This is a genomic window from Paraburkholderia sp. A3BS-1L, assembly GCF_051125215.1.
Taxonomy (GTDB): Bacteria; Pseudomonadota; Gammaproteobacteria; order Burkholderiales; family Burkholderiaceae; genus Paraburkholderia.
The window spans coordinates 297,049-320,982 of record NZ_CP120442.1 but is presented as its reverse complement, the minus strand read 5'-3'; the positions used below and the strand labels follow the sequence as shown (position 1 = coordinate 320,982).

General features: G+C 67.3%; 23 protein-coding genes. 6 read left to right on the top strand and 17 right to left on the bottom strand.

Going from position 1 to position 23,934, the window contains the following annotated elements; all coding sequences use genetic code 11:
* Positions 1–11: 11 nt before the first annotated feature.
* Positions 12–1,616, top strand: a complete 1,605-nt coding sequence (locus P5W99_RS01430; RefSeq protein WP_434661582.1) for a YifB family Mg chelatase-like AAA ATPase — start codon at positions 12–14, stop codon at positions 1,614–1,616.
* Between the two features lie 410 nt (positions 1,617–2,026).
* On the opposite strand, the gene P5W99_RS01425 is transcribed toward P5W99_RS01430, so the two are convergent.
* On the bottom strand, positions 2,027–2,581 hold the full coding sequence (locus tag P5W99_RS01425) for a hypothetical protein (RefSeq protein WP_421022864.1): 555 nt from the start codon (positions 2,579–2,581) through the stop codon (positions 2,027–2,029).
* A gap of 229 nt (positions 2,582–2,810) precedes the next feature.
* Here P5W99_RS01425 and P5W99_RS01420 point away from each other — a divergent pair, with 229 nt between their 5' ends.
* Positions 2,811–3,341, top strand: a complete 531-nt coding sequence (locus tag P5W99_RS01420; RefSeq protein ID WP_421022863.1) for a TlpA disulfide reductase family protein — start codon at positions 2,811–2,813, stop codon at positions 3,339–3,341.
* 84 nt (positions 3,342–3,425) lie between these two features.
* Here the strand turns inward: P5W99_RS01420 and P5W99_RS01415 are convergent, their stop codons facing one another.
* The 6 genes from P5W99_RS01415 to P5W99_RS01390 all read right to left on the bottom strand — a co-directional run bounded on the left by P5W99_RS01415 (position 3,426) and on the right by P5W99_RS01390 (position 11,023).
* On the bottom strand, positions 3,426–4,787 hold the full coding sequence (locus P5W99_RS01415; protein ID WP_421022862.1) for a sigma-54-dependent transcriptional regulator: 1,362 nt from the start codon (positions 4,785–4,787) through the stop codon (positions 3,426–3,428).
* 20 nt (positions 4,788–4,807) lie between these two features.
* Positions 4,808–6,796 (bottom strand): sensor histidine kinase, encoded by a 1,989-nt coding sequence (locus P5W99_RS01410; RefSeq protein WP_434661579.1) that lies wholly within the window; start codon positions 6,794–6,796, stop codon positions 4,808–4,810.
* 217 nt (positions 6,797–7,013) lie between these two features.
* On the bottom strand, positions 7,014–8,297 hold the full coding sequence (locus tag P5W99_RS01405; RefSeq protein WP_421022860.1) for a dicarboxylate/amino acid:cation symporter: 1,284 nt from the start codon (positions 8,295–8,297) through the stop codon (positions 7,014–7,016).
* A gap of 455 nt (positions 8,298–8,752) precedes the next feature.
* Entirely contained in the window at positions 8,753–9,754 is a 1,002-nt protein-coding gene (lipA, locus tag P5W99_RS01400; protein ID WP_421044567.1) for a lipoyl synthase, read from the bottom strand.
* 14 nt (positions 9,755–9,768) lie between these two features.
* The gene (lipB, locus tag P5W99_RS01395; protein WP_421022858.1) at positions 9,769–10,638 is read right to left on the bottom strand and encodes a lipoyl(octanoyl) transferase LipB; all 870 of its coding nucleotides are present in this window, start codon (positions 10,636–10,638) and stop codon (positions 9,769–9,771) included.
* Positions 10,639–10,696: 58 nt separating this feature from the next.
* Entirely contained in the window at positions 10,697–11,023 is a 327-nt protein-coding gene (locus P5W99_RS01390; protein WP_421022857.1) for a DUF2917 domain-containing protein, read from the bottom strand.
* 99 nt (positions 11,024–11,122) lie between these two features.
* Here P5W99_RS01390 and P5W99_RS01385 point away from each other — a divergent pair, with 99 nt between their 5' ends.
* Positions 11,123–12,100, top strand: coding sequence for a transcriptional regulator GcvA (locus tag P5W99_RS01385; RefSeq protein ID WP_421022856.1), 978 nt, complete (start codon positions 11,123–11,125; stop codon positions 12,098–12,100).
* An 87-nt stretch (positions 12,101–12,187) separates the two neighbouring features.
* Here the strand turns inward: P5W99_RS01385 and P5W99_RS01380 are convergent, their stop codons facing one another.
* The 10 genes from P5W99_RS01380 to P5W99_RS01335 all read right to left on the bottom strand — a co-directional run bounded on the left by P5W99_RS01380 (position 12,188) and on the right by P5W99_RS01335 (position 21,336).
* On the bottom strand, positions 12,188–12,487 hold the full coding sequence (locus tag P5W99_RS01380) for a DUF493 family protein (protein WP_421022855.1): 300 nt from the start codon (positions 12,485–12,487) through the stop codon (positions 12,188–12,190).
* 39 nt (positions 12,488–12,526) lie between these two features.
* Positions 12,527–13,522, bottom strand: a complete 996-nt coding sequence (locus P5W99_RS01375) for a D-amino acid aminotransferase (protein WP_434661576.1) — start codon at positions 13,520–13,522, stop codon at positions 12,527–12,529.
* A complete protein-coding gene (locus tag P5W99_RS01370) occupies positions 13,523–14,737 on the bottom strand; it encodes a D-alanyl-D-alanine carboxypeptidase family protein (RefSeq protein WP_421025149.1) in 1,215 nt (404 codons plus the stop codon).
* A 251-nt stretch (positions 14,738–14,988) separates the two neighbouring features.
* Positions 14,989–15,621, bottom strand: a complete 633-nt coding sequence (locus tag P5W99_RS01365) for an alpha/beta hydrolase (RefSeq protein WP_421022853.1) — start codon at positions 15,619–15,621, stop codon at positions 14,989–14,991.
* Between the two features lie 24 nt (positions 15,622–15,645).
* Positions 15,646–15,972 carry a (2Fe-2S) ferredoxin domain-containing protein gene (locus tag P5W99_RS01360; protein WP_035524047.1) on the bottom strand — a complete coding sequence of 109 codons (327 nt, stop codon included), beginning with the start codon at positions 15,970–15,972 and terminating at the stop codon, positions 15,646–15,648.
* Between the two features lie 187 nt (positions 15,973–16,159).
* On the bottom strand, positions 16,160–17,341 hold the full coding sequence (locus P5W99_RS01355; protein WP_421022852.1) for a VanZ family protein: 1,182 nt from the start codon (positions 17,339–17,341) through the stop codon (positions 16,160–16,162).
* Between the two features lie 61 nt (positions 17,342–17,402).
* Positions 17,403–18,080: an ABC-type transport auxiliary lipoprotein family protein gene (locus tag P5W99_RS01350; protein ID WP_421022851.1), complete on the bottom strand. Its 678-nt coding sequence runs from the start codon at positions 18,078–18,080 to the stop codon at positions 17,403–17,405.
* Between the two features lie 82 nt (positions 18,081–18,162).
* Entirely contained in the window at positions 18,163–19,128 is a 966-nt protein-coding gene (locus tag P5W99_RS01345) for an MlaD family protein (RefSeq protein ID WP_421022850.1), read from the bottom strand.
* A gap of 127 nt (positions 19,129–19,255) precedes the next feature.
* A complete protein-coding gene (locus P5W99_RS01340; protein ID WP_421025148.1) occupies positions 19,256–20,137 on the bottom strand; it encodes an ABC transporter ATP-binding protein in 882 nt (293 codons plus the stop codon).
* 77 nt (positions 20,138–20,214) lie between these two features.
* Positions 20,215–21,336 (bottom strand): MlaE family ABC transporter permease, encoded by a 1,122-nt coding sequence (locus tag P5W99_RS01335; protein ID WP_421025147.1) that lies wholly within the window; start codon positions 21,334–21,336, stop codon positions 20,215–20,217.
* A 383-nt stretch (positions 21,337–21,719) separates the two neighbouring features.
* Between P5W99_RS01335 and P5W99_RS01330 the strand changes: the two genes are divergently transcribed.
* From P5W99_RS01330 to P5W99_RS01320, 3 genes are all read left to right on the top strand, one after another.
* Positions 21,720–22,631, top strand: a complete 912-nt coding sequence (locus P5W99_RS01330; RefSeq protein WP_421022849.1) for a biotin--[acetyl-CoA-carboxylase] ligase — start codon at positions 21,720–21,722, stop codon at positions 22,629–22,631.
* Positions 22,628–23,557, top strand: coding sequence for a type III pantothenate kinase (locus P5W99_RS01325; protein WP_421022848.1), 930 nt, complete (start codon positions 22,628–22,630; stop codon positions 23,555–23,557). The genes P5W99_RS01330 and P5W99_RS01325 overlap by 4 nt, the downstream gene beginning before the upstream one ends.
* A gap of 74 nt (positions 23,558–23,631) precedes the next feature.
* Positions 23,632–23,874: a hypothetical protein gene (locus P5W99_RS01320; RefSeq protein WP_421022847.1), complete on the top strand. Its 243-nt coding sequence runs from the start codon at positions 23,632–23,634 to the stop codon at positions 23,872–23,874.
* The last annotated feature ends 60 nt before the right edge of the window (positions 23,875–23,934 follow it).

Sequence of the window (23,934 nt, the reverse complement as noted above, 5' to 3'; positions counted from 1 at the left end):
CGGAGATTTCCATGTCGCTTGCCGTGGTGCGTAGCCGCGCGCCGGCTGCTGGCCGCGCGCCCGATGTGACCGTAGAAGTCCATCTAGCCAATGGGTTGCCGTCGTTTTCGATCGTCGGCCTGCCCGACCTCGAAGTGCGCGAAAGCCGTGAACGCGTGCGCGCGGCACTCTCTAACTGCGGCTTCGACTTTCCTGTGCGCCGCATCACCGTGAATCTCGCGCCCGCCGACTTGCCGAAAGAGTCGGGCCGCTTCGACTTGCCCATCGCGCTCGGCATTCTCGCCGCGAGCGGTCAGATTCCCGCTGCGTCGCTCACGCCCGCGCGCGAATTCGCGGGCGAACTCTCGCTCTCGGGCGCGGTGCGCCCCATGCGCGGCGCGTTCGCGATGGCGTGCGGCACAGCGCGCGCGCAACCCGGCGCGCCGCAGCCGCCCGAAACGCATGACGCGGCGCCCGCGCACGCCCGTTTCGAAGCATTAGCCTCGTGCGCGCGCGCACCCGAGCTCTACCTGCCCGCCGACAATGCTGCCGAGGCCGCGCTCGTACCCGGCGTGGATGTCTATGCCGTTCCCGACCTGCGCACGCTCTGCGCGCACCTTTCGGGCGAAGAGGGCGCGTGCCTCGCGCCCGTGCGAGCCGCCGCACTCGACGCGGCACCGGCCACGCCGCCCCCCGATATGGCCGACGTGATCGGCCAGCGCGGCGCGCGCCGCGCGCTCGAAGTCGCGGCAGCGGGCGGCCACCATCTGTTAATGATCGGGCCGCCGGGCGCGGGCAAGTCGATGCTCGCCGCGCGCCTGCCCGGCCTCCTGCCGCCGATGACCGACGCCGAGGCGCTCGCCAGCGCCGCCCTGCTTTCGGCGAGCTCGTTCGGTTTCTCGCCGCAGCAATGGCGGCGGCGGCCGTTTCGCGCGCCGCACCACTCGTCCAGCGCGGCGGCGCTGATCGGCGGACGCAATCCGCCTCAGCCCGGCGAGATCACGCTCGCCCATTCAGGTGTCCTGTTTCTCGATGAATTGCCCGAGTTCGACCGCCACGTGCTGGAGACCTTGCGCGAACCCCTCGAAGCAGGCTCGATCACCATCTCGCGCGCGGCGTGGCAGACCGACTTTCCCGCCGCCTGCCAGCTGGTCGCCGCCATGAATCCCTGTCCGTGCGGCTGGCGCGGCGACCCTTCGTGGCGCTGCCGCTGCACGCCCGAGGCGGCGGCGCGCTATCGCCGCAAACTCTCGGGGCCGCTACTCGACCGCATCGACATCCAGATCGAGATTCCCGCGCTCCCGCCTGCCGAACTCGCCTCGCGCGCCAACGCGCCCGGCGAACCGAGCGCGGCCGTGGCCGCCCGCGTGGCAGCAGCGCGCGGGCGCCAGATCGCCCGCCAGGGCAAGACCAATCGCGAATTGAGCGGACGCGAGACCGACTCGGTCTGTCGCCCCGATGCAGCGGGCGAAGCACTGCTGCGCGAGGCTGGCGAGCGCTTCGGCTGGTCGGCGCGCGCATACTATCGCGCGCTCAAGGTAGCGCGCACAATCGCCGACCTCGCGGATGCGCCCATGCCCGATGCAGCACACGTCGCGGAAGCGGTGCAGTACCGGCGCGTATTTAGCGATCAGTAGTACGCATTAACGGGGACGCATCGGCGCGGACTGAGCAATGCGCGCAGCTGGGCGCCGAAACGCGACTTCAACCTTCAGATGGATCAAAAAAAGGAAGTCAAGACTTGACTTATGCACATTTTGTCGTGTGAGCAGCAATTTCTTGCACGATTCGCATTCAGCGTCGACACAAAACGCAAGCCATTGATTTTTATACAATTAAAGTTCTGCCGAGAAGCACGCCAAACTAACAAAAAGCCCACAGCGTGGCCTTTTGCGAGCGATGATCCGTCTTTTTCCACAAAGTTACCCACAGGACCTGTGGGTAACTCGTAAACCTTCAATGAAATCCGGGAATTAGCCCGTAAACCCAGGATTGCACATTCACTTTCGGCTGCAATCGCTTGTCGCTCCGTAATCCTAAGATGCGCTCAATGGAGCTTGAACGATTGGAAGAACTGATCGACCTGCTCGGGCGCCGGCTGCTCGCGGCCCACGATCGCCAACTGGTAGGCATGCGCCCCTTTGGCGACGAGCCGCGCGTGGATCGTGCGCTGGTCCTCCGTCGCCCCGGCCTTGCCCGCGAGTTCCATGTCGACGCCCTCGACCGAGCCTCCCGCCTCGACCGGCACCGCTACCGCGCGCGTCTGGGGCATCGCGCCCACGTTGTGCGCAAGCCCCGCGCTCAGGTACGCCAGCGCTTTTTGCTGCGTGGCCGGCTGCGCGTCAGGCAGGTCGAGCGTGCCGACCACGAACACCGCGCCGTTCACCTCGGCGGTCTGGACCCGCATGCGCATCGGTGTGCCGGCCACGTCGAGGCTGCGCTGATCCGAGCCGGGCTTGGCGGGCAAATCGACGCTATAGCCGCTTGCATCGTTCGAAATCGTGCGCCAGTCGTAGGTGGGCGAACAGGCGATGAGCGGCGCGAGCACACCCGCCAACGCAAGCCCGGCCGCCGCGCGAACGACAGCAGTGCGCAGGAACATGAGCAAGGGCGACGGCACAAACCACGAAAGACGGGCGCGGGAGAAAACGTTGGAGACCATAAGACGCGAACGGAGGCGGCCAAAAAGTGTGAGGGAACGAGGAAACGGCTGAGCGGGACATTATCCCTGGCTTATGCCCGCCCGTGCCGATGCAACCGCTATGCCGGGAAATTCGGCGCTACAATAGTCCGGCTCATTTCCGCGCCCAGAGGCGCCCGAGGCTTCATTCATGTCCGCATCCCCGACACCTCCGAAGGCGCGCTCCAGCGCGATCCGCAGCATCGGCGCCTTAGTGGTTGCAGCCGCGCTGGCCATCGCCGGCTATTTCGCGTTCTTCGGCAGCCAGCAACGCGTGCCCGACGCCACCTTCACGCTGCTCTCCGGTCAAAAGGTCTCGACCGCCGATCTCAAGGGCAAGGTCTATCTCGTCAACTTCTGGGCGACGAGCTGCACCACCTGCATGAAGGAAATGCCCCAGATGATCCAGACCTATAACCGGTTCAAGGGCGAAGGCCTCGAATTCGTCGCCGTGGCGATGAACTATGACGCGCCCATGTACGTCGTCAATTACGCGCAGACGCGCCAGTTGCCGTTCAAGGTGGCCATGGACGACGGCTCGGCGGCCAAACAGTTCGGCAACGTCCAGCTCACGCCCACCACCTTCGTGATCGACCGCGACGGCAAGATTCTCAAGCGCTACGTGGGCGAGCCGAAATTCGCGGAACTCGACGCATTGCTGCAAAAGGCGCTGGCGACCTGACGCGCCTCGCACACGAGGCAGCGCCGGACACAAACGGCAGCGGAAAATCCGCTGCCGTTTTCGTTTGCGCCACCCTCGCTCACTTCACCCGCGCGCGTCGCTCTCCCCCCGCGCCACCAGCCCATAACGGCGCATCTTCTCGTAGAGCGTGGCCTTCGCCATCTGCAACCGCTCGGCGGCGTGCGCGACCGCGCCGTGCGTCTGCTGGAGCGCGTCGGCAATCAGCGCGCGCTCGTACTGCTCGACGCGCTCCTTGAGCGGCAGCGCGTCGGCGGCGCCGCTCGCGGCCTGTGTCGCAACATCGTCGGGAATGCCAAGCACATAGCGGTCCGCCGCGTTGCGCAGCTCGCGCACGTTACCCGGCCAGTCGCGCTGCGCGAGGCGCATGCGGTCGCGCTCGGTCAACAGCGGCGCGGGGCGCTGGTAACGCACCGCCGCATCCAGCAAGAAGTGCTCGAAGAGCGGCACGATGTCTTCGCGGCGCTCGGCGAGCGGCGGCAACGCGATCGTCACCACGTTCAGGCGATATAGCAAATCGCGCCGAAAGGTGCCCGCCGCGACGTGCTCCAGCATGTCGCCCTTGGCCGCCGCGACCACGCGCAAGTCCACGCGCACCGGCTGGTTCGAGCCGAGGCGCTCCAGCACGCCGTCCTGCAGCACGCGCAAGAGCTTCACCTGGAGCGCGAGCGGCATGCTTTCGATCTCGTCGAGAAAGAGCGTGCCGCCCGTGGCGTGCTCGAGCTTGCCGATGCGCCGCTTGGCTGCGCCCGTGAACGCGCCGGGTTCATAGCCGAACATCTCCGATTCGAACATCGGCTCGGGCAGCGCGCCGCAGTTCACGGCCACGAATGGCTTGTCGCGACGCGGCGAGAGCTCGTGCAGGCTGCGCGCGATCAGCTCCTTGCCGGCACCGGTGTCGCCGTTGATGAGCACCGAAGCATCCGTGGGCGCGATGTTGGCGATCAGCCGCCGCACCTGCTCGATCGCCGGACTCTTGCCGATGATGCGCGGCGCAAGCGTGTCCTGCCCTGCCAGTTCGCGGCGCAGCGCGAGGTTTTCGAGCATCAGCGTGCGGCGCTCCAACGCGCGCCGCACTGTTTCGATCAGGCGCTCGGAAGCGAACGGCTTCTCGATGAAATCGTAGGCGCCGTCGCGCATCGCCTGCACGGCCATCGAGATGTCGCCGTGCCCCGTGACGAGGATCACCGGCACGTCGGGCGCACGCTCGTGGCACTGCGCGAGCAGATCGAGCCCGCTCATGCCGGGCAAGCGGATGTCGCTCACCACGACGCCGGCGAACTCGGCGTCCACGAGCGGCAGCGCGGCCTCGGCATTGGCGAAGCCGGCCGCGTCGAAGCCCGCGAGCTGCAGGCTCTGCACGCCGGCGCGCCGCACCAGTTCCTCGTCCTCCACATAGAGCACCCGGCCGGGCATCGAGCTGATCATGTTCGTTCGCCTTCCTTAATTCAGCGTTGCATGCCGTTCGCGGGCGGCGGCGTGGGTTCGTTGGCTGCCGCGAGGGCCGCATTCACTCGCGTGCGGCGCAGCGTCAGCACGAAGCAGGCACCACCCGGCGCCGCACAATTCGTCTCACCATCGGCCGCCCCCCCGGGGGCGTTGTACGCCGCGAGCGTGCCGCCGCAATCGCGCGCAATCGACGAAGAGATCGCCAGCCCCAAGCCCAAGCCCTGCCCCATCTCCTTCGTGGTGAAGAACGGCTCGAACAGGCGCGGCATGACCTCGGCGGGAATGCCCGGCCCGTTGTCGCACACGACGATCTCGATGGTCGCCGGCCGCGCGCGCACGTCGATGGCGATGCGGGGCGCGCTCGTCCCGGCGACCGCGTCGAGCGCGTTGCCGATCAGGTTGATGAGCACCTGCTCGAGCCGCAGGTCATCGCACTGCGCGACCAGTTCGGGATAGTCGTTGTGCGTATCGAGCGGCGCGCTGGCGGCGTCGCCGTCGGTGACGGTGAGCACGACGCTCACGCCGTCGAGACGCTTGGCGAGCAGCCCGAGCGCATTGCGCAGCGCGCGCGCCACCGGCGAGCGCTGGCTCTTCGGCTTCGCGCGCCCCACGAACAGCTTGAGCTGATTCACGATCTTGCCCATGCGCTCGGTGAGCGAGCCGATCGCTTCCAGATTCTCGTGCGCCACGTCGTACTGGCCGCGCTCCAGAAACACGCGGGTGTTGTCCGAGAAGCTGCGCAGCGCCGCGAGCGGCTGATTGAGCTCGTGCGTGATGCCGGCCGCCATCTGTCCGAGCGCGGCGAGCTTGCTCGCCTGGATCAGCTCGTCTTGAGTCGCGCGCAGCTCCGCCTCGGTGCGCGTGCGCTCGGCCACTTCGCGCTGCAGGCGCTCGTTGGCCTGCGAGAGATCGGCGGTGCGCTCGGCCACGCGGTCATTGAGCATGGCGTAGGCCTTTTGCAGCATCGCGCGGCTGCGCAGCACTTCCTGCACACGCGCGCGGCGCATGCGCCAGTAGAACGCCAGCAGGCACAGCGAGACGTAGCCGAAGCCCGTCATGATCGTCGCGTTGCGCGCCGCGTCCTGCACCGGGTCGACCGGCGACATCGTCACGAGATGCCAGTCGGGCTCGCCAAGCGCGCGGCGCGTCTCCAGATAGCGCGGCGCGCGCAGGCCGCTGCCGATGCGCACGATATCGGCGCCGCCCTCCAGCACGCGCTCCACGCTCACCGGAAGCGGCGCAATGTCCTGACGCGCGTACTGGCGCGTCTCGTCGATGGAGGCCACCACGTCGGCGGGCAGCGGGCGCACCGTGCGGTACTTCCACGCGTTCACCGAGGAGAGAAAGATCACGCCGTGATCGTCGGTGACGAGCAGCGGCTCGGAGACGTCCGTGCCCGGAAACCATTCGAGGTTGAGCTTGACCACCGCCACGCCGACGATCTTGCCGTTGCGCCGCACCGGCTGCGAAATGTAGTAGCCCGGATCGTGCGAAATCGTGCCGATGCCGAAAAAGCGCCCCACGCCGCCCTTGGCGGCCTCGATGAAGTACGGCCGGAACTGGTAGCCCACGCCCACGAAGCTGTCCGGCCCGCGCCAGTTGCTCGCGGCGATGCACAGGCCATCGGCGCGGATGATGTAGGTCGTGGTGGCGCGCGCGTGGCGGTTCACGTCCTCGAGATAGCGGTTGGCCTGCGCGACCCAGTCGGGTTTCGGGTCGGCGAGCACATCCTGCACGAGCGGATGCGCGCCCACCAGGTACGGCAGCGATTCGTAGCGCTCAAGCGTGCTCTTGAGCGCCGCGGTCGTGCGGCCGTTGCGCACGGCGGCGTTGCGGCGCAGCGCGTCGATGCCGGTCTGCCAGGCAAGCGACCACGCGAGCGTGCACACCGCCACGAGCCCGACGGCGAGCATGAACAACAGGATGAGACGGCGCGTCACGAAGGAGGCTTCCGGAGAATCGTGCGGGGATGAGGGCAATTGTGGCACACGCTTACCGCGCGAGGCGGCCCACGGTGAGGGACGGAAGCCGAAAAGGAAGGCGCCGGGGAATACGGAAGCGAACAGGCGCGCGGATAGCCGCGCAATCCGGAAAACCAGGGAAAACGGCGCGCGCCGGCTGGCGGCACGCGCTACCAAACAGGTACAGCGTCAGGTCATACGGAAGGCAGCGGCACGGCGGCCCACACCGCCGCACCGCACGGGCTTACACGCGCGCGCTCTCCTTCACATTCTCCGCCTGACCCGACAGCGCCGCGCGCAGCTTGCTGCGATCGAGCTCCTTCTCCCATGCCGAGACCACGACCGTCGCCACGCCGTTGCCGACGATGTTGGTGAGCGCGCGGCACTCGCTCATGAAGCGGTCGATGCCGAGGATCAGCACCATGCCCGAAAGCGGAATGGTCGGTACCACGGCGAGCGTTGCCGCGAGCGTGATGAAGCCCGCGCCGGTCACGCCGCTCGCGCCCTTCGAGGTGAGCATCGTCACTGCGAGCAGCGTGAGCTGCTGGGTCCACGTGAGATCGGTGTTGGTCGCCTGGGCGATGAAGAGCACCGCCATCGTCATGTAGATGTTGGTGCCGTCGAGGTTGAACGAATAGCCGGTCGGCACCACGAGGCCCACGACCGAGCGCGAGCAGCCGAGGCGTTCGAGCTTCTCCATCAGTTGCGGTAGCGCCGACTCCGACGAGCTCGTGCCCAGCACGATCAGCAGTTCTTCCTTGATGTAGGAAACGAAGCGGATGATCGAGAAGCCCGTGAAGCGCGCGATCGCGCCGAGCACCACCAGCACGAACACCACCGAGGTGAGATAGAACGTACCGATCAGCTTGAGCATCGGCAGGAGCGAGCCCACGCCGTACTTGCCGATAGTGAACGCCATCGCGCCGAATGCGCCGATGGGGGCGAGCTTCGTGACGATCTTGACGATGCCGAACAGCACGCCCGAGACGCTCTCGATGAAGTCGGTCACCACGCGGCCGCGATCGCCCAGGTGCGCGAGCACCGAGCCGAACAACAGCGCGATGAGCAGGATCTGCAGGATTTCGCCTTGCGCGAACGCCGAGAACATCGTGTCCGGAATGATGTGCATCAGGAAGTCGACAGTGCTCTGGCCATGCGCCTTCGCCGCGTAGCTCGCCACGGCCTTGCCGTCGAGCGTGTTGACATCGACGTTGAAGCCCGCGCCCGGCTTGAGCAAGTGCGTGGCCGCAAGACCGAGCACCAACGCGAAGGTCGAGACGATCTCGAAGTAGAGCAGCGCCTTGCCGCCCACGCGGCCCACCTTCTTCATGTCCTCCATGCCGGCGATGCCGGTCACGACGGTACAGAAGATGATCGGCCCGATCACCATCTTGATGAGCTTGATGAAGGCGTCGCCGAGCGGCTTCATGTCGATGGCGATGGCCGGCGAGTAGTGGCCGAGAACGATGCCGATGATGATCGCCACGATCACCTGGACGTAAAGGACTTTGTGCAGAGGTTTCTTCACGATTGGATCCTGCAAATGAGTTAAGCCGATGGCCGCGCTTTTACGAGCGCCTTGCCGCGACAGGTCTAAACGGGGGGATCAGCGAAACCAGAGGTAGGGATCGGACATCGGCTGTCTCCTTGTGTTTTTTGTCACGGCCTGAGTAGCCGCGCGATCTATAGAGCAAGGTTGATGCCAGCGACGCGCAGCGCCTTCAGCCTTGATGGGTAAGGCCTCTGCGTCTTGAAAGTGTAGGAAGAATCTGGATTTCCAGAAACGGAACTGGACAGCGTCCGGGTTTCCGGAACACGGGAGAAAATGGGGACGGGCGGCGAGCGGTTCTAATTTATCTGCGAATAGCTAAAGACGCACCAATGACGCCGCTGGAGCATTGCCTTTCGTGCGGGAGCGGAAGCAAAGGGCAAAAAAAAGCCCGCTTCAGCGGGCTTTTTCGCGTGCGAGACAACGCGGGCTTATCAAACCACCCCAGCGCCATGCGCCTGCACATCGGCGTGATAGCTCGAACGCACCATCGCGCCGACGGCCGCGTGCGTGAAGCCCATCTTGTACGCCTCTTCCTCATACATCTTGAAGGTGTCGGGATGCACGTACTCGCGCACCGGCAGGTGATGCTCCGACGGCTGGAGATACTGGCCGATCGTCAGCATGTCGACGTCGTGCTCGCGCAGGTCGCGCATGACCTGGAGGATCTCTTCCGGCGTCTCGCCAAGGCCAACCATCAGGCCCGACTTGGTCGCGACCTCGGGATGCAGCGCCTTGAAGTCCTTCAGCAGCTTGAGCGAGTGCGCGTAATCCGAACCAGGACGCGCTTCCTTGTAAAGACGCGGCACCGTTTCGAGATTGTGGTTCATGACATCGGGCGGCGCGGCGTTGAGAATGCCGATGGCGCGGTCCAGACGGCCCCGGAAGTCGGGCGTGAGAATCTCGATGCGCGTTTCCGGCGACTGCTCGCGCACCTGGCGGATGCATTCGACGAAGTGGCCGGCGCCGCCGTCACGCAGGTCGTCGCGGTCGACGCTCGTGATCACGACGTACTTGAGCTTGAGCGCGCCGATGGTGCGCGCGAGGTTGGCCGGCTCGTCCGGATCGAGCGGATCAGGGCGGCCATGGCCGACGTCGCAGAACGGGCAGCGGCGCGTGCACTTGTCGCCCATGATCATGAACGTGGCGGTGCCCTTGCCGAAGCATTCGCCGATGTTCGGGCAGCTCGCTTCCTCGCACACCGTGTGCAGGTTGTGCTCGCGCAGGATGTTCTTGATCTCGTAGAAACGCGAATTGCCGGTGGCCGCCTTCACGCGGATCCACTCGGGCTTCTTGAGCTTCTCGATCGGGATCACCTTGATCGGAATGCGCGATGTCTTGGCCTGCGCCTTCTGTTTCGCGGTGGCGTCGTAGGGTACGGCGTCGGCGGGTGTCGCTGCAGTGTTTTCAGCAGAATTCGCGGTTACGTCAGTCATTCGTTTCGATCCAGTCAGGCCGCCGGTGCAACGCCGGCCTGCGGTTGCGGCGGTTGTCCGCCCATGGTGGCCGATGTGGCCGGGTTCACCCCGGCCGCGGGTGCGGCTGAAGGGTCTGAGGCAGCGGCTTCGGCCACCGAAAGCGCTGCTGAAAGGGTCGAATCCCAATGTACGGCAAGATTCGCCTCGAGCCGGGCCGCCAGGGTGGCGGCCACGTCTTGCCAAGACGCTTGCGCGCCCAGCGTGGCCATGTCGACGGTTTCGAGGCCTGCATACCCGCACGGGTTGATCGCGAGGAACGGGCTCAAGTCCATCGAGACGTTCAGGCTCACGCCGTGATAGCTGCAGCCGTGGCTAATCTTCAGGCCGAGTGCTCCGACCTTGGCGCCCACATGGGCCGCGCTGGGTCCGGGTGCGCCTTCTGGCACATAGATCCCGGGCGCGCCGGCCTTGCGTTCGCCCGCGAGATTATACGCCGCCAGAGTTTCGATCACGGCCTGCTCGATGAGCGTGACGAGCTCGCGCACCATCAGCTTGCGCCGCCGCAGGTCGAGCAGCAGATACGCCACGACCTGGCCCGGCCCGTGGTAGGTGATCTGGCCGCCGCGGTCGATCTGCACGAGCGGAATGCCGCTATTGGCAATCAGCAGGTGCTCGGGCTTGCCGGCCTGGCCGAGCGTGAAGACGGGTGGATGTTCGACGAGCCAGATTTCATCGGGCGTTTCTGCGTCGCGCTGCGCGGTGAATTCGCGCATGGCGTCGAAGCTCGCCTGGTAGGCCTCGTTGCCGCGCCAGCGCAAGATGGGCGGCGTGAAGCGCTCGTCCGTCGAGGCAGACTCGGATGAGGGTGAAGTTGGGGAGACTGAAACCGGGGTGGCGCACATGATCCCCGAAGTTTACCTAATTCGGGACAAGCGCGCCGCACTCCCTCGGCCGGGCACCTCAAACCGTGCGCCATCCGTCGCCGGCGTGGATGCCCCAACGCGCCGCGAGACGTGCGGCCCAGTCGAGCACGCGCTCGCTCACACGCGCCGGCGTCGCGAACGCGACCCAAGCCGCCCCGCCCTGCTCCGCGCCGATCCACAGCCGCTCGCCGCGCCGCAGCCGCAGCGTGTGGCCGGGTTCGAGCCAGTAGTCGGCGGTGTCGTCGCTGCGCGTGACCCAGACCGCGCCGCAGCGCACGGTCAGCCGCGTGCTGTGCGCCACCCGCACCGAAGCCACTTGATCCGCCGCCACTTCAAACGTGATATCCGAAGAAATTTCTCTCATTTTCGCCTCCGAAGGTGCCGCATCCATGGCTACAATCGTAGGCGCAGCAAGGGATCGGGCAAAACGATCAATTTTCACGGCTATGTGAGAAAAATTGCGATGGACCTGCGCCAGCTTCCAGCGCTCAACGCCCTCAAGGCGTTTGAGGCCGCCGCCCGCCACGAAAGCTTTTCGCGCGCCGCCGACGAGTTATTCGTCACGCACGGCGCGGTCAGCCACCAGATTCGCGCGCTCGAGGGCGAGCTCGGCATCGCGCTGTTCGCCCGCGACGGCAAGCGCGTGCGCCTCACCGACACGGGCCGCCGCTACGCGGGCCAGGTGCGCGACGCGCTCGCCCAACTGGCGCTCGCCACCCAGGAGATCCGGGCGGGCGACCGCGACCGGCGCCTCGTGGTGTCGATGCTCTCGTCGTTCGCCGCCCGCTGGGTCACGCCGCGCATTGGCCGCTTTATCGAGGCCCATCCGCAATGGGACGTCGAGCTGCAATCGACGAACTCGCTCGTCGATTTCGCGCGCGACGATGTCGACGTGGCCGTGCGCTTCGGCTACGGCCACTATCCCGGGCTGCACGCCGAACTCCTGCTCGACGAGATCTTCTTTCCCGCGTGCTCGCCGGACTTCAACGGCGGCAAGCTGCCCGAGGACCCGCGCGAGCTGGCGAAGCTGCCCCTTCTGCGCTCCGACGACGAACTCTGGCGCCCCTGGTTCGACGCGGCCGGCATGCACGACATGCCCGAGCCCAAGCGCGGCGTGCTCTACCAGGACTCGTCGAACCTGCTGCAGGCCGCCATGGACGGCCAGGGCATCGCGCTCGTGCGGCGCTCGCTCGCGATGCACGAGATCACGCGCGGGCGGCTCGTGCGGCTTTTCAAGGACATCGACGGACCAAGCCCGTGGCGCTACTACTTCATCTGCACGCAGCAGCGCATGCAGACCGAGCGCGTGCAGGCGTTTCGCGACTGGGTGTTCGACGAAGTCGCGCGCTTCCGGCGGCTCTATGAGAACGCCTGCGAAGCGGGCCCGCTGATGACGGCCGCCGCCGCGGCCCTGCGCGCACGCGAGGACGATGCGCTTTGAATCCGCGCTTTGAATCCGTAAACGCAACAAGGGCCGCCCGAAAGCAGCCCTTGCAACACACCCTCGCCAGCGCAACGCCGCGAGGTTTTACAGCACGATCTTCACCATCGGATGCCCGGTGAGCGCGCGATAGATATCGTCGAGATGCGCCTGGCTCGTCGTGCGCACGGTCACCGTGAGGCCCGTGTAGTTGCCGCCGCTCGACGGCCGCGATTCGATGGTCGCGGCGTCGAAGCTGCTGTCGAATTCGCGCAGCACGGCGACGATCGTGTCCTGAAACTCCGGATGCGTCTTGCCCATCACCTTGATGGGGAAATCGCAGGGGAATTCGATCAGGGATTCTTTGGCCGGCGCCTGAGCGCCGCCGTTCAGTACAGATGCAGTCATATTTCCACTTCCCTTAGCGTCTCATCGTGCGGCGCGGGCTTACTTGCCAGCTGCCGCATGAGCTTCGCGCGCCGCGAGCATCGCGTGCGCCTCGCGCGCTTTCGCGCGCTGATAACCCTCGTAAAGCGCCGCGAAGACCGGCCCCGGCTTGCCATTGCCCACCGCCTGACCATCGAGCGCGACCACCGGCAGGATTTCCTTGGTCGCCGAAGTCACGAGCATTTCGTCTGCGGCCCGCAGCGCCGCTTCGTCGATCTCGCGCGCCTCGAAGCGAATCCCGCACTCCTGCGCCAGTTCCTCGACGAGCCCGTAGCGGATGCCTTCGAGAATCTTGTTGCTGCGCGGCGGCGCGTAAAGCGCGCCGTCCTTCACGATCCATACGTTCGACGAAGACCCTTCGGTCAGCCAGCCGTCGCGCAGCTGGATCGTCTCGAACACCCCGTGCTCCACCGCGTTCTGCGCCATCAGCACATTGCCGAGCAGCGAGGTCGACTTGATGTCGCAATTGAGCCAGCGGCGGTCCTCGGCCGTGACGCAGGCCACGCCGCTCGCGCGCTGCGCGGCGCTGGGCAGCACGAGCGGGCTGACCATCACGAACACGGTGGGCTTCGCGCCCGCCGGGAACGCGTGGCCGCGCTTCGCCACGCCGCGCGTCACCTGCAGGTAGACGTTCGCGTGCGCATCGCGCGCGAGTGCGCCCGCGGCCTCGTTCGCCTCGATCACGCGCGCGATGAGCGCACGCCAGCCGGCCTGGTCGTTCGGATTCGCAATGCCCACCTTGTCCAGCGAGCGCGCAAGCCGCGCGAGATGCTGCGCGATGCGAAACGGCACGCGCAGCTTGGCCGCGCCGCCCCCGGCTTCGTGCGTATCCAGCGCGTAGGCCGGCACCACTTCGTAGATGCCGTCGCCGAAGATGAAGCCGCGGTCGAGCACCGGCACGCGCGCTTCGGAAAGCGGCATGAGCACGCCGCCGCGCCCACAGTCGAGCCAGACGAGCGGCTCGGCTTCATGCGCGGCCGTTGTCGATGCGTCCATTTACTTCTTCTTGTTGAACATGAGCATGAGCGAATCCCACACGCGGCCCGCAATGCCGGCTTGCGGCACCGCCTGGAGAGCGACCAGCGGGAATTGCGCGAGGACCTTGCCGTCGGCGCCGACGAACTTCGCCGTGCCCACCTGCTGCCCGTCCGCGAGCGGCGCAATCAGCGGGGTCGTGATCTCGACCTGCGGCTTGGCCTTGTCGGCCGCGCCCTTGGGCAGCGTCACGAACTGATCCTTCTTCACGCCCACCTTCACGGAATCCGTCGCACCCTTGTAGACGCGCGGCGTGGCCACGGCCTGGTTCGCCGCATAGATGCGCGTGCTGTCGTAGGCGCTATAGCCGTAGTTCAGCATCTTCATGCTGTCCTGAACCCGGTCGTGCTCCTTTTGCTCGCCCATCATCACCGAGACGAGACGGCGGTCGCCGCCGCCCGCGAGCGGACGCTTGGCCGACGCGATCAGGCAGTAGCCCGCCGCCTTGGTGTGGCCGGTCTTCAGGCCGTCGACGGTCGGGTCGATCCACAGCAGGCGGTTGCGGTTCGGCTGCTTGATCTTGTTGTACGTGAACTCCTTCACCGAGAAGATGCTGTAGTACTCGGGATAGTCGCGGATCATGCGCGCGGAGAGCGTGGCAAGGTCGCCGGCCGTCGTGTAGTGATTTGGGTCGGGCATGCCGTTCACGTCGGCGAAATGCGTGTGCGCCATGCCGAGCTTCTGCGCCTCGGCGTTCATCATGTTGACGAAGTTCGCCTCGCTGCCGCCCACGAGCTCCGCGAGTGCGATCGCCGCATCGTTGCCCGACTGCACGATCATGCCGTACACGAGGTCATGCACCGACACCGGCTTGTTCGCCTCGATGAACATGCGCGATTCGTCGGTGCGCACGCGGCGCACGGCTTCGCTCGGCGTGACGATCTGCTCCATCGTGATCTTCTTGGCCTGCAGCGCCTCGAACACGAGGTAGGCGGTCATCAGCTTCGTGAGCGAGGCCGGCTCGACGCGCTCGTCGGCGTTGCCCGAGGCGAGCACCTGGTTCGCGGTAGCGTCCATGAGCACCCACGAGCGCGCGTTCACCGCGGGCGGCGGCACCTGCGCGAACGCGCTCGCGCTCGCGAGGAGCGCGGCGGGCAGCATGGCGCCGAGCGTGACGTTGCGGACAGTGGAGGAAGAGACGAAGAAGGATTGCTGGCCGGAGGAGAGAAAACGCATAAGGTTCAGGTCGAGCGGATTGGGGTCGGGATGAACGTTGCGCGCCACGAGGCGCGCAGATGGGAGGCCGAAGTCAGGAGCCAAAGTGGGGAGCTAACTGCGGCGCCTCGCTCACACGCCGGAATACAGGAAAACGGGCGCGGCGGTGCGCAAAAAAAGACGGCCCATTATACGCGCCACGTGATGGCGTTTTTCCAACTGGGCACACGTTTGCGCGTACCTGTCGCGCATTTCGTACTTCATCTATCACATCAACGCCAGGCGTCGACAATGATGCGCTTGAGGATGTGCAGCTTGCGATGCAGAAAGTGTTCTGCCCCTGGAATCACGACAATCGGCAACTCCTGCGGGCGCGCCCATTCGTACACGGAGAGAATCGGCACGGTTTCGTCGAGCTCGCCGTGAATCAGCAGCGTGTCCTCGCGCACCGGCGCGACTTCCCAGCGGCTGGCCGCGGTGCCCACGAACACCATGCGCTCGATCTGGCCGCCGGCTTCCTGATAGCGCTTCGCCACGTGCGAAAGCACGAAGGTGCCGAACGAGAAGCCCGCGAGCACGAGCGGCATGTCGGCCTGGCCCGGCTGTGCGCGCATGTAGCCGATGAGTTCGAGCAGGTCGTCCTGTTCGCCGATGCCGTTGTCATGCGTGCCGGCCGTGGTGCCGACGCCGCGAAAGTTCGACCGGTAAGTCACGTAGCCGAGCTGCACGAGCGTGCGCGCGAGGGTCTGCGCGACCTTGTTGTCCATGGTTCCGCCAAACAGCGGATGCGGATGCGCGACAAGCGCGATGCCGCGCACGGGCGTGTTCGCGTCGGGCCTGTCGAGCGCGCATTCGATCTGGCCGACGGGGCCGTCGATATGGAATTTTTCGGTTTGTGCGTTCATCGTTGCGGATCTTGCGTGATGTTCTTAGCGGTCGATCTTCAGGCGCTCGACCACCTGGCCGTTCTGCAGATGCGAGACGACGATTTCCTCGATGTCGCTCTCGTCGACATAGGTGTACCAGGTGCCTTCGGGATACACGACGACAGTGGGGCCCTCCTCGCAGCGGTCGAGGCAGCCGGCCTTGTTGATGCGCACCTTGCCCGGACCTGCGAGGCCCAGTTCCTTCACGCGCTTTTTCGCGTATTCCTGCATCGCCTGCGCGTTGCAGTTCGCGCAGCTCGGACGATCGGCGCCCGGGTCGCGCTGGTTCAGGCAGAAAAAGACGTGGTGTTGATAAAACGAATCGGTCATGGCGAGGGATACCGGTGATGTGTCGGGCGCGGCGCGCGTGGCGTTCGGCTCACGGTTGAATCACGTTCGCGCGCGGCTGGTGCAGTGCGGTTGGCGGAATGCGATCGATTATAGCGAGCGCGGCGCGAACGCTTCTCGCGCCATCCGCGTGCGTGCGGGACGCGAGGCCGCGCCTCGATGGCCACACTCAGCGGCTGGAGCGCACCCGATTCCGTGCGCGCCGCGCAAGCCACGCGCGTTCCAGCGAGAACGCCGTCCAGCCGAGCGCCGCCCAGGGCCACATCCACGCGAGCCAGCGCGCCAGCCCGTTGAAGTGCAGATAGCGGCCCTGACGCCAGTCGGCGAGCAGCACGTCGAAATAGGGACTCACCGGCAGCAGGTTCACGAGCACGAGCGAGACGGCCAGCGCCGCCGTCGCGGCGGCGGCGCGCGCCGTGCGCGGCAGGTACAGCGCGAGAAAGGCCGCGAGCGTGCCCCAGCCGAGACCCGCGAGCGCGCCGGGCGTGGCCCAGTCGAACAGCAGGCCGCTTTGCGACTGCAGGAAAGTCGCGCCCGCTTTCACGACGAGTGTGGTCGCGATCAGCAGCACGATGAGCCGCGCGCGCGGTGCACGAGCGCGCATCGGCAGCGAGGCGAACGCCGCCGCGCCGAACAGGTTGAGCGCGGTGACAAGCGTCTCCCAGTCCGATTCCGGCAGGCGCGCGACCAGCGCATCGGGCCACGCGCTCAGGTGCCACGCGGCGGGGACCCAGGCGAGCACCGCGCCTTGCATCGAAGCGTCGAAGCGCTCCCAGAGCGCGCGCGGCCAGTCGCCCATGCCGAACAGACGCGGCGCCGGAAACATCGTCGCGAACGGCCACAGCGCGGCCAGCACCATCAGCGCGCCGGCGTCGCGCTCGAACCAGCGAAAGCGCAGCCGTCGCAGGAAGCCGCGTTCGAGCAGCGCGCCCGTGGCCGGCGCGGCGATCGCCGCGCCGAGCAACGCGCCGAGCACGTTGGTGGCGAGGTCGAGATTCGAGGCGACGCGCGTGGGCAGATACGTCTGCACCGCCTCCATGACGCCCGACAGCAGCACGCCGCCGAGCGTGGCGAGCGCGACCGCCAGCAAGCCGCGGCAGCGCGGCCAGGCGGCGAGCACGGCCAGCGCGCCGAACGGCATGTAGCCGAGCACGTTGGTGACGACGTCGAAGACGGTCCAGTATTTCGGAAAGGGATCGCCGAGATAGTCGAAGGGACCGAGCCCGAGCGAGCGCCAGCCCGAGAACGGATACCACGAGGCGTAGACGATCAGTGCGGTGTAGAGCGCAAACGCCTGACGCGAGAGCGTAGAAGCCTGGCGCGGCAGCGCTTCGGGTTTGGGTGACGACATACCGCCAGTACCACCTCTTCTGATGCGTCCGGCCAGCCAGCGCGCCCGGACCTCGCGTTTCTCAAGGCGTGCCGGCGAACGCCTGGGCGCTCACCCACGCGCCGACCTGGCCCGCAAAATCGTCGCTCGCCGCGCGCAGCGCCGCCACGCCGCCTGCGGCGTCGGGCGTGCTCGCGGGTGCGCGCGCGACGAACGAGCGCTGCGCAATGACCTTGCCGCCGCGCATGAGCGTCGCGCGCGCGGCCAGCACGCCGGCGCTTTGCGTCGATGAGTCGAACACCTGCTCGAACTCGGTGAGTTCGACCTTCAGCAGGGGCGCCGGCACGGCATCGGCGCCCGAGAGCACGGTGGCGCGCGAGCCGAGCGCGCTGCGCAGGCGCAGCGTGAGCAGGCGCGCGGGCGACATCGTCCAGCGGCTGTCCGCGTAGCGGCCCGTGCGCTGCGAGTCGCCGTTCAGGCGGTAGAGGATGCCGTCGTGGTCGAGCGTCGGCGGCGCGTTCACTTCGAGCACCTTCAGCGGCGGCAGTGAGGCCGGCGACGGCGCAGTCGGAGCGGACGGAGCAGACAATGACGCCGCCGATGGGCTCGCCGCCTCCTGTTGCGGCCCCAGGTCGTAGTGGACCTCGGAAAGCGTGACGGAGCGGCCGGCGCACGCCGCCAGCATGCCGATGGCGAGCGCCGCGAGCGCGGCGCGATAAAGCCTCGGAAACGAGCGTGACGAAGTGGCGTGGCGTGACATTGCGGTTCCTTCCTGAAATGGCTTGCTGCGGTTCTTGCCGGTTTTTGCCCGAAGCGGCTTCGCGCCGGCTATTTCCCGTCCATTACTTCGCGCCCGCGCCGGCGGGCCAGGCAAAGCCCGGCTCGCCCGGCCCCGGCGCGGGCTGCGGCGCGCCGCCGAACAGCAAGCTGTTCGGGCTCGTGCTGAAGGTGCCTGCGGCCCGGTCCACCGAGCGCATCGCCGAGCGCACGTCCTCGGTCAGCGAGTCGACGCGCGGCAGCGTGTCATAGCCCACCCGCGCCGAGAGCTCCTGGATCGACGCATCGATCGAGCTCAGCGCCTGCCCCGCCTGGGCCGCCGCCGTGCCGGCCTTGTTCAGGTTGGTCTGGAACGGGCCGTCCGGGCGGTTCAGGCCGATAACGAGCTGATTGGTCGATTGCAGCGTCTTGCGCAGGTCCGTGACCGTGCCCGGCAGGAGCTTGGTGGCCGGCTCCAGTTGCTGCGCAATGATGTTCATACTGTCCGCGGCCTGCTGCACGCTGTTGACCGCCGCCATGATCTGCTTGCGGTTCTCCTCGCTCAGCATCTGGTCGGCGTCGGAGGCGATGCTGTCGAGCTTGCGCAGCAGCGCGTCGCCGCGCCGCTGCAACTGGTCGAGCAAGCCCGGGCGCAGCGGGATCTCGGCCACGTGCTTCTCTGACGAAACCAGCGGCGACAGATCGAGGCCGTTGTCGTCGAGCTGCACGAAGGCGATGCCCGTCACGCCCTGCAGCGCGAGCGAGCCGAAGGTGGAGCGCGTCATCGGCGCCTTCTGGTCGACCAGCACGCGGATGCGGATCTGCCCAGGATGGCTTGGATCGAATTTGATCGACTGGACCTTGCCGACGTCGAGCCCGCGGTAGCGCACGGCCGCATCGGGATAGAGCCCCGTCACGTTGCTGCGCGAGATCAGGTCGTAGGGCACGCGCACCGTACGGTCGGCGCTGAAGAACACGACCGCGAACGCAATCACCACCAGCAGACCGATTGTGAAGGCGCCCGCCCAGAACGCATGCGCTTTGTTTTCCATCGTCAGATTCCCTTGTTGGCGACGACTGCCGCCCTCAACCGCGCCACCGCCGGTGCGCCGATCCGTGCCGCCAGGAACGCAGCACGGCGCCGCTCGCGCGCACCCGTGCAGCCTCGCGTGATGCGCCTCAGCATGGCTTGGCGCCCACCGAAGCCGACGCGAGCGCCGCCGGCGGCAGCTTCGCGCGCCGCTCGGGCGGCAGCGCTTGCAGCGCGCGCCGGCCGCGCATGCCCAAAAAATATTCGCGGATGAACGGGTCGTCCACGCACGCAGCCTCCTCCACGGGCGCGGCCACCAGCACCTTGCGCTCGGCGATCACGGCCACGCGCGTGGACAGCGCGACCATGGCGTCGAGGTCGTGCGTGATCAGCACGACCGTGAGACCGAGCGCGCGATGCAGCGTGCTGATGAGCTCCACCACTTCGTCCGACGAACGCGGGTCGAGCCCCGCCGTCGGCTCGTCGAGAAACAGCAGTTCCGGCTCCAGCACGATCGCGCGCGCGAGGCCCACGCGCTTGACCATGCCGCCCGAGAGCGCGGCCGGCGGCTTCGAAGCGTGCTTGCACGGCAAGCCGACCATTTCGAGCTTGAGCATCACGATGTCGCGCAACAGGTCCGCCGGCACCTTGCCGAGCTCGCGCACCGGCTGCGCCACGTTGTCGAACACCGACAGCGACGAGAACAGCGCGCCGTGCTGGAACAGCATGCCGGTGCGCGTGCGCATGAGGCGCGCGCGCTCGGGCTCGATCGTCGAGATGTCTTCGCCGAACATCTTGATGGTGCCCGAGGTGGGCCGCTCGAGGCCGAGGATCTGGCGCACGAGCGTGGTCTTGCCCGAGCCCGAGCCGCCCACGATCGTGACAATCTCGCCGCGGCGGATGTCGAGGTTCAGATGCTGATGGACGATGTTGCGCCCATAGCGCTTGGTGAGATCGCGCACCTCGATGATGGGCTCGCCGATGACCGGCAACGGCAAGTCCTCGACCGCGCCCTTGAGCGGCGTGGTCATCGTGCCGGTCGTGGTCAGCGTGCCGGGCGCGCCCATCGTACGGGAGGCGCCCGGTGTTGCGGGTGTGCCGATCGCGCTCATGACAGCCCCACGTTCTGGAACAGAATCGCGAACACGGCGTCGGCAAGGATCACGATGGTGATGGAAGTCACGACCGAAGTGGTCGTGCCTTCGCCGAGGCTCTGCGAGTTCGCCTTGATGCGAAAGCCGAAGTGGCAGCCGACGATCGCCACCAGCATGCCGAACGCCACGCCCTTGCCCAGCCCGATCCACAGGTTCGCGATCGGCACCACGCCCGGCAGCGAGCGCACGAAGTACGAGATGTCGATGGCGAGCACCGCCTTGGCTGCGAGCGCGCCGCCGAGCAGCGCGATGATGTCGGTCCACATCACCAGCAGCGGCATGGCCACGCCGAGCGCGATCACGCGCGGCAGGATCAGGCGCAGGCCGTGCGAGATGCCCATCACGCGCATGGCGTCGAGCTCCTCGGTCACGCGCATCACGCCGATCTGCGCCGTGATGGCCGAGCCCGAGCGCCCCGCGACCAGAATGGCCGAGAGGACCGGCCCGAGCTCGCGGATCACCGCGAGGCCCAGAATATTCACGATGTACTGGTTTGCCCCGAAGAGCCGCAACTGCTGCGCCGACAGATACGAGAGCACGATGCCGATCAGAAACGCGACGAGCGCCGTGATCGGTAACGCACGCGTACCGGCGTTATAGATGTTCGCGGAAATCTCGATCCAGGGCGTGACCTTCGGCTTGCGCAGGATGAGGAGCAGATCGAGCACCACGCGGCCGAGCATGGCCAGGCCGCCGTACAGATGATCGCCGAACGAAAACATCGCAAGGCCGAGTTGTGTGATGGGGCCCGTGCGCACCACGCGCTCGGCGGGCTCGCGCACCGAATCGAGCAGCGCAATGCGCTCGAAGATGTCGCGCTGCGTGTCGGACAGCGCGACGAGATCGGCCGGCAGCTTGTGGCCCCAGACGCGCCAGAGTGCCTGGCCGCCCACGTGATCCATGCGCTCGATACGGGAGAGATCCCATTGCCCGATGCGCTCGTCAACGAGCGCGCCCAGACGCCGCGCCGCGCCGCCATTGTCGCGGTCGCGCGCGAGCGCCAGCGCGGTCCATTGACCGGACAGGCGCACGATTTTTCCGTGGGTGCCGGCCGCGATTTCGAGGCCGGGCGGCATCTCTTGAGTCAAGGCGGGACGCTCGGGCAAAAGAAGAAGTGATCAACCATTGTAGCGAACGAGCCCCGTTTCGTCGGTCGGGACGCGCACCGATCCGAGCGCCCGCGCGAAGCGCATACTGCGCTCATGGCTCGCTGTGGACAACGCTGTGGATGACCTGTTGGCAGCCTGTTAGCAGCCTGTGGGCACGTTGTGGAATGCCCGAATATCGAGCGTGGCCGAGCGCATGTCGATCGACGCACGCCATCCCGGCGCCTGTGGATGATTCCGTGGATAACCTGTGGGCCAGCTGTGGGCAGCCTGTGAATTGCCTGCATAACAGGCAAAGCCCGGGATGAAATCCGCGTACGCGGCACGGTTGGCCGCCACTACAATACGAGACCATGATGACCCCTACCCCCAATACTCCGAGCGCCGACGACTGGCGCATCGACCGGGACCGCGCGGTGACGCTGTTCGGCCCGGCCGCGAACGACTGGCCCATCGAGATCGTAGAGGAAACCGGCTCGACCAACGCCGACCTGATGACGCGCCTGAAGGCGCTGCCGCATCGCGCCGACGCGCTCGCGCGCCCGATCGTGCGAGTGGCCTATCTGCAAACGGCGGGACGCGGCCGGCGTGGCCGCAGCTGGGTCGCCCAGCCCGGCGACGCGCTGCTGTTCTCGATCGGCTGCGTGCTGCCGCGCCCGATCGAAGGCCTCGCGGGGTTGAGCCTCGCGATCGGCTCGGCGCTCGTGGACGGCTTGCGCACGCTGCCCGTGGCCGCGCCCGGCCAGATCGCGCTCAAGTGGCCCAACGACGTGCTGCTCGAAGGCGACAAGCTGGTCGGCATCCTCGTCGAGACCGCGTGGAGCACGGCCGATGCGACGGCGGTGGTGATTGGCATCGGCACGAACGTGCGCCATCCGGAGGCGCTGGCGGCGAAGGTCGACGCGCTCAACGCCGACCCGGCCTCGCAGCAGGCCGCGCCGGTGCCGGGCGCCGCGCCCACCGCGCTCTCGCGCGTGTGGCCCGCCGCCAATCTCACCGATGTGCTCGCCGCCGAGCTCAACGCGCTCGAAAGCGCGCTGCAACGCTTCGGCACGGCGGGCTTCGCGCCGTTCCAGGCGCGCTGGAACGCGTGCCACGCCTATGCGGGCCGCGAGGTCGCGCTCTACGAGCAAGGCGCCGAGATCTTGCGCGGCGTGGCCGTGGGCGTGGATGAGAGCGGCCAGTTGCTCGTCGATACTGCACGCGGCCGCGAGGCCGTCACGACCGGCGATATTTCCCTGCGGCTCGCGGGCAACGGCGCATGAGCGGTACGCGCAGCGCCCCGCATGCCGGCCCGTCCCCGTATCTGCTGATCGACGCAGGCAATAGCCGGATCAAATGGGCGCTGGTGGCCGCCGACGGCTCGCGCCTGCATGCGGGCGCGTCGAGCCACGACGCGGCCCCGGACATTTCATCGCCCGCCGCGGCGGCTGCCTCAACTGTTGCCCCAGCCGTTACCCCGGTCGTGCGCGACTTCGCCGACTGGTCGGCGCTGCCCGCGCCTGGCGGCGCGTGGATCTCGAACGTCGCGGGCGCGGCGGTGGCGCAGCGCATCGACGCCGCACTCGACGCCCACTGGCCAGGCCTCGCCCGCACGGTGATCCGCTCGGCCCGGCAGCAATGCGGCGTGACGAACAGCTACACGACGCCCGACGCACTCGGCAGCGATCGCTGGGCCGGCATGATCGGCGCGCACGCGGCGTTTCCGGACGAACCGCTGCTCATCGCCACCTTCGGCACCGCAACCACACTTGAGGCATTGCGCGCCGACGGCACCTTCGAGGGCGGCCTGATCGCGCCGGGCTGGTCGCTCATGATGCGCTCGCTGGGCGAGCACACGGCGCAATTGCCGGTGCTCGACGCGCATAACGCGCGCGGTCTGATCGGCGCGGCGCAGGGCGAGCCACGCTCCGGCGCGGGCATGAACGCGGAGCCAGCTGCGGCTTCATCGACACTTGGCCCGCTCTTCGCGACCGACACGAAACGCTCGATCTCGGCCGGTTGCGCGCTCGCCCAGGCGAGCCTGATCGAGCGCGCCTGGGCCGATTTGCAAGATGCGTGGAAAATGCCGGTCCGGCTGGTCGTGAGCGGCGGCGCGGCCGCCGAAGTGACAGCAGCGCTGAAGGTGCCGCATACTCGCCACGATGCATTGGTGCTCGCGGGCCTCGCAGTGATCGCGATGCAATCCTGAGCGCGCCCGGGCGCGCATGCTGCCGCACGGCGCGGCGGCGAACTTCAAGAACGAAATCGACGGAGTCTCACACGATGCTGCGCTGGCTGATCGCCATTCTGATTCTCGCCAACCTGCTCGCCTTCGGGGCGGTCCGCGGCCTGTTCGGCCCGGCCCCGCTGACGACCACGAGCGGCAACAAGCAACTGAACCGGCAGATCCACCCGGAAGGCCTGCTGGTTCGGCCGATCAAGGCCTCGGAGTCGTTGGACGTGCCCGTGGTGGGCGGCCCGATGGCCGATCCCGCCGTCAAGGCCTCCGAACTCTCGACGCAGTAATCCGGCCAGGCTGGCCTCGTCGGGCGCGCGAGCATGCAGCCGTGCGCCCGCCGACCAAAC

Excerpts from the sequence above, each read along its gene's own strand:
- P5W99_RS01430 (WP_434661582.1), top strand. The coding sequence starts at position 12 with ATGTCGCTTGCCGTGGTGCGTAGCCGCGCGCCGGCTGCTGGCCGCGCG.
- P5W99_RS01425 (WP_421022864.1), bottom strand. The coding sequence starts at position 2,581 with ATGTTCCTGCGCACTGCTGTCGTTCGCGCGGCGGCCGGGCTTGCGTTG.
- P5W99_RS01420 (WP_421022863.1), top strand. The coding sequence starts at position 2,811 with ATGTCCGCATCCCCGACACCTCCGAAGGCGCGCTCCAGCGCGATCCGC.
- P5W99_RS01415 (WP_421022862.1), bottom strand. The coding sequence starts at position 4,787 with ATGATCAGCTCGATGCCCGGCCGGGTGCTCTATGTGGAGGACGAGGAA.
- lipA (WP_421044567.1), bottom strand. The coding sequence starts at position 9,754 with ATGACTGACGTAACCGCGAATTCTGCTGAAAACACTGCAGCGACACCC.
- lipB (WP_421022858.1), bottom strand. The coding sequence starts at position 10,638 with ATGTGCGCCACCCCGGTTTCAGTCTCCCCAACTTCACCCTCATCCGAG.
- P5W99_RS01390 (WP_421022857.1), bottom strand. The coding sequence starts at position 11,023 with ATGAGAGAAATTTCTTCGGATATCACGTTTGAAGTGGCGGCGGATCAA.
- P5W99_RS01385 (WP_421022856.1), top strand. The coding sequence starts at position 11,123 with ATGGACCTGCGCCAGCTTCCAGCGCTCAACGCCCTCAAGGCGTTTGAG.
- P5W99_RS01380 (WP_421022855.1), bottom strand. The coding sequence starts at position 12,487 with ATGACTGCATCTGTACTGAACGGCGGCGCTCAGGCGCCGGCCAAAGAA.
- P5W99_RS01375 (WP_434661576.1), bottom strand. The coding sequence starts at position 13,522 with ATGGACGCATCGACAACGGCCGCGCATGAAGCCGAGCCGCTCGTCTGG.
- P5W99_RS01370 (WP_421025149.1), bottom strand. The coding sequence starts at position 14,737 with ATGCGTTTTCTCTCCTCCGGCCAGCAATCCTTCTTCGTCTCTTCCTCC.
- P5W99_RS01365 (WP_421022853.1), bottom strand. The coding sequence starts at position 15,621 with ATGAACGCACAAACCGAAAAATTCCATATCGACGGCCCCGTCGGCCAG.
- P5W99_RS01360 (WP_035524047.1), bottom strand. The coding sequence starts at position 15,972 with ATGACCGATTCGTTTTATCAACACCACGTCTTTTTCTGCCTGAACCAG.
- P5W99_RS01355 (WP_421022852.1), bottom strand. The coding sequence starts at position 17,341 with ATGTCGTCACCCAAACCCGAAGCGCTGCCGCGCCAGGCTTCTACGCTC.
- P5W99_RS01350 (WP_421022851.1), bottom strand. The coding sequence starts at position 18,080 with ATGTCACGCCACGCCACTTCGTCACGCTCGTTTCCGAGGCTTTATCGC.
- P5W99_RS01345 (WP_421022850.1), bottom strand. The coding sequence starts at position 19,128 with ATGGAAAACAAAGCGCATGCGTTCTGGGCGGGCGCCTTCACAATCGGT.
- P5W99_RS01340 (WP_421025148.1), bottom strand. The coding sequence starts at position 20,137 with ATGACCACGCCGCTCAAGGGCGCGGTCGAGGACTTGCCGTTGCCGGTC.
- P5W99_RS01335 (WP_421025147.1), bottom strand. The coding sequence starts at position 21,336 with ATGCCGCCCGGCCTCGAAATCGCGGCCGGCACCCACGGAAAAATCGTG.
- P5W99_RS01330 (WP_421022849.1), top strand. The coding sequence starts at position 21,720 with ATGATGACCCCTACCCCCAATACTCCGAGCGCCGACGACTGGCGCATC.
- P5W99_RS01325 (WP_421022848.1), top strand. The coding sequence starts at position 22,628 with ATGAGCGGTACGCGCAGCGCCCCGCATGCCGGCCCGTCCCCGTATCTG.
- P5W99_RS01320 (WP_421022847.1), top strand. The coding sequence starts at position 23,632 with ATGCTGCGCTGGCTGATCGCCATTCTGATTCTCGCCAACCTGCTCGCC.